The organism is Komagataeibacter kakiaceti JCM 25156 (assembly GCF_000613305.1).
Genome location: NZ_BAIO01000476.1, coordinates 1 through 1,793, shown reverse-complemented (window position 1 = coordinate 1,793; position 1,793 = coordinate 1). Strand labels below are relative to the sequence as shown.

The following is a 1,793-nucleotide window of genomic DNA, read 5'->3' as shown; positions in this document are numbered from 1 at the left end:
GCGGCTGCGGGCGTCTTCTCCGCCGGTGCGGGCGGTTCGGCCGCAACGGGCAGGCCCGCCATGGCGCGCACGACTTTCAGCCCTTCTTGCAACTGGAAGTCCGTCGTGGGCTTCTGCGGGTCGAATTCCGGCCAGTTCGCGGGCGGCTGGGCGGGAATGGACTTCGCTATGGCGGGCAGGTCGGTGCGTGAGGGCGGCTGCGCCGTGTTGCCGCCCCGGTTCTTGATGATATGGGCCAGGTCGGCTTCATGGATGCTGTAGGCGGGATCATCGCGCGCTTCGCGCACGGTAATGTCGGGCACGATGCCCAGCCCCTGGATGGACCGGCCCGATGGCGTGTAGTAGCGCGCCGTGGTCAGGCGGATCGCGCCTTCACCCGGGATGGGCAGGATGGTCTGCACCGATCCCTTGCCAAAGGTCTTTTCCCCCAGCAGCACGGCGCGCTGGTGGTCCTGAAGCGCACCGGCCACGATCTCGCTGGCGGAGGCGGAGCCGCCATTGATCAGCACCACAATGGGCAGGCCGCCGGTGATGTCGGTGTTATGGGCGTCCCAGCGCTGGCTGTCCTGCGGGTGGCGCGCGCGGTGGAGACGATTTCACCACTGCGGATGAAATCCGAACCGACATCGATGGCCTGTGTCAGCAGCCCGCCCGGATCGGAGCGCAGGTCGATGATCAGGCCCGCCATCTTGTTGTGCGTCTGGGCCTGAAGCTTCTTGTAGGCGGAAAGCAGGCCGGACTGCGTTTCCTCATTGAACTGCGCGATTCGGATGTAGCCGATGGTGTCGTACAGCGAAGATTGATCACCTGCAGCGGAATGATCGCGCGCGTCAGCGTCACGATAACGGGCTTGGGCGTTTTTTCACGGATCAGGGTCAGCGTGATGCGGGTATCGGGCTTGCCGCGCATGCGCGTGACCACCTGGTCCAGCGGCTGGCCGTCGATGTTCTTGCCATCGATCGCGACAATGAAGTCACCGGGCTTGATGCCCGCGCGCGCGGCCGGGGTGTCATCAATGGGGGAGACCACGCGCACATGCCCGTCCTCGCCCTGAACTTCCAGCCCCAGCCCGCCGAACGAGCCCTTGGTCTGGACCTGAAGGTCGGAGAACTGTTTTTCCGTCATGTACGAACTGTGCGGGTCCAGACCGCTCAGCATGCCATTGAGGGAGTTGGTGATCAGGTCGCGGGTCGATACGGGTTCGACGTAATTCGCCTTCACCTTTTCCAGCACATAGCCGAACAGGAACATGAGCTGTTCGATCTCGCGCGGGGTGTTGTCATCCTTGGAGACAATATCCGCCGCATGGGCCATGGGGGCGAGCGCTCCCCCCCTGCCTGCCGAGTAGTAAGCGATCTGCGGGGCCGCCGCGAGCCCTGCAAGAAAGGCGCAACCGATCAGCAAGCCATTACGGAACTTCATGCGTCGTTGTCTCCTGGATGCCCGCCGACCTGGTCCGGCTGGCCTGCATGTATTCTTCGCGTTGCGTTGTAGCGTGGTCCGCCCCATCCGTCACGGGCTGGCAGCATATACCGAACTTGCATGGGGATAAAACCGTCTCGCGCCACATCTACAGATAGGGGGCCGGATTGACGGCGCTGCTGCCGTGGCGCAACTGCACGAACAGTGTCGGCCTGCTGCCCCCGCCAGTCCATTGCGGCATCTGGCCCACCGCCGCGCCGTGGCTGACCTGCTGGCCCGCCGCCACCGCGATTTCGCCCAGGCCCGCCAGCACGAAGCGGTAATGTTTGCCGCAATCAAGGATCATCATCTGCCGTATGTGCGGAACGGAC

General features: G+C 64.2%; 2 protein-coding genes and 1 pseudogene. All 3 read right to left on the bottom strand.

Annotated features, from left to right (window positions below; translation table 11 throughout):
• A pseudogene (locus JCM25156_RS32720) lies at nucleotides 1-733 on the bottom strand (S41 family peptidase); the annotation flags it as partial.
• Complete coding sequence (locus JCM25156_RS32715; protein ID WP_242402699.1) at nucleotides 676-1,422, bottom strand: S41 family peptidase; 747 nt, start codon at nucleotides 1,420-1,422, stop codon at nucleotides 676-678. The gene JCM25156_RS32715 and the pseudogene JCM25156_RS32720, both read right to left, overlap by 58 nt.
• Before the next feature lie 148 nt (nucleotides 1,423-1,570).
• The coding region (locus JCM25156_RS25170) for a peptidoglycan DD-metalloendopeptidase family protein (RefSeq protein WP_034960258.1) at nucleotides 1,571-1,793 on the bottom strand (223 nt) is incomplete at its 5' end.

What these genes read in the sequence shown, in the direction of transcription:
- JCM25156_RS32715 (WP_242402699.1), bottom strand. Translation starts at nt 1,422, where the DNA reads ATGAAGTTCCGTAATGGCTTGCTGATCGGTTGCGCCTTTCTTGCAGGG.